The 2,015-nt window shown below is 66.1% G+C and carries 2 protein-coding genes; both read left to right on the top strand.

Going from position 1 to position 2,015, the window contains the following annotated elements; all coding sequences use genetic code 11:
• Window positions 1-24 precede the first annotated feature (24 nt).
• Window positions 25-222 carry a DUF2934 domain-containing protein gene (locus LO50_RS22150; protein ID WP_023446418.1) on the top strand — a complete coding sequence of 66 codons (198 nt, stop codon included), beginning with the start codon at window positions 25-27 and terminating at the stop codon, window positions 220-222.
• A 184-nt stretch (window positions 223-406) separates the two neighbouring features.
• Complete coding sequence (locus LO50_RS22155; RefSeq protein WP_044316387.1) at window positions 407-1,888, top strand: YdgA family protein; 1,482 nt, start codon at window positions 407-409, stop codon at window positions 1,886-1,888.
• The last annotated feature ends 127 nt before the right edge of the window (window positions 1,889-2,015 follow it).

The raw sequence follows: 2,015 nt of genomic DNA on the forward strand, positions 1-2,015 counted from the left end.
AGCCCGTGACCAGGAGGTTGTCACATGAACGTCGACGAGCGAATCCGCCAGCGCGCCTATGAGATCTGGCAAGCCGAAGGCCAGCCGGAAGGCAAGGAAAGCGAGCATTGGCAACAGGCCCGCGAGGAAATCGAACCCTTCTACAAGGAAGGCGACGCCGAGGCCGGCAGTGTGGAAAGCAGTGTGGCGATACCCATGCCGAAATCGGACAACATGCATTAACCACGCAGGCAGGGCGGCGAAGGCGCAGCAGGCGTCGTCCCGCCCGAATCTGCTGCCACGTTCTCACCCTTCCCATCCTCTGCCCCGGCGCGCTGGAGCCTGCCGCTGCGCGCTGCTAGAGTGCCGCCGCTTGCCAACCATCGGCTGACAGGACGTCTGCCCAGCCACCGCACAGGATGCCTCCATGAAAAAGCTCGCACTCGCCGTTGCCGTACCTCTGGCCCTCTTCGGCGCCGCCACCTTCTACACCAGCACCCAGGTCGAATCGACCGCCCGTGATGCCGTCGACCAGGCCAACCTCAAGCTGCGCGAGATGGGCGTCGGCGCCGGCGCCGAGGTCGGCCTCACCCTGCTCAGCTTCGAACGCGGCCTGCTCTCCAGCACCGCGCGTTACCAGATCGACATCGAAGTGGCGGACGACGAAGGCAACACCGAACACTACGCCCTGCTGCTGCAGGATCGCCTCGAGCACGGCCCCTTCCCCGTCTCCCGTCTGAGCCGCGGTCAGCTGATGCCGGTCGCCGCGCAGAGCCATTTCGAACTCGAACGCACGCCGCTGACGCAGAAGCTGTTCGATGCCGCCTCCGGCGAAGTGCCGCTGGTTGGTGACGTGACCATCGGCTACGACGGCGGCCAGGCCGGCGATCTGCGCACCGCCGCGCTGAACATCGAGGACGAAGACGGCAGCGTGCGCATCGCACCGGCCAACCTCAACTTCGAGGCGAACAAGGCCGGCAGCGACGTACGCATGGACGGTGAACTGGCGGAAGTCGACATCGACCTGCAGCGCAGCGACAGCGGCCAGCCGGTACAGGTGAGCCTGCGCGGCATCGGCCTGAGCGCCGACAAGCAGGATTATGACGCGGGCTTCGGCTTCGGCCCGTCCGCCATCACCCTGGAACGCATGGAAATCAAGGCCGGCGACGAACCTGCCGTGGTCATCCAGCAGGCCTCCGTCGAGGAGTCGCTGAGCCGCGGCAGCCGTGGCCTCGACCAGACCATCGCCTACCGCATCGGCGAGGTCAGCGCCAAAGGCCAGACCTTGCGCAACCTCGCCCTCGCCTTCAGCCTGCGCAACCTCGAGGAAAGCAGCCTCAAGGCGCTGGTCGCGAGCTACAAGGAAATTCTCGACAGCAGCGCCACCCCGCAGGAATCCTTCGCCGGCATCACCGCCGCCCAGCAGCAGGAACTGCAGGCGCACGGCCTGCAGTTGCTGGAACACAAACCCACCCTGGCCCTCGACGAGTTCGGCTTCGAGACCGCCCACGGTTCGGCCCGCCTGTCCGTCGTGCTCGACCTGCAATCGCCGAGCACAGAAGCCTTCACCCCGGATGCGATGATCACCAGCATGCTCGCCTCGCTCAAGGCCGAAGCCGGTATCGACAAGGACCTGGTGCGCGACATCGCCGGGCTGGTCGCGCAGAACAACCAGCCTGACGGCCAGCTCGATAAGGCGGCACTGCAGCAGGAAACCGACGCCGCCACCGAGCTGTTCAGCGGCATGGCGCTGGACACCGGCTGGTCGCGCCTGGAAGGCGAACGCCTGGTCAGCTCGCTGCATTACGCTGACAACCGGGTGACCTTCAACGGCCGCGAAATGAGCGTGCAGGAATTCATCGGCTTCGCCTTCGGTTCGGCGCAGAACGCCGGTCTGCTCGGCCAGTAAGCGCCAGCCTGCGGATGCGTCCGCAGTGACAGAAAACTCCGCGGCCCTGTTCAGCACCTCGCTGGGCAGGGCCGTGTCGCTTTAGGGCATTTGCGGCGTTCCGATCACGCCCACCCCCTGAAACCGC

Origin of the sequence: Stutzerimonas stutzeri, assembly GCF_000935215.1 — a bacterium.
Classification (GTDB): Bacteria; Pseudomonadota; Gammaproteobacteria; order Pseudomonadales; family Pseudomonadaceae; genus Stutzerimonas.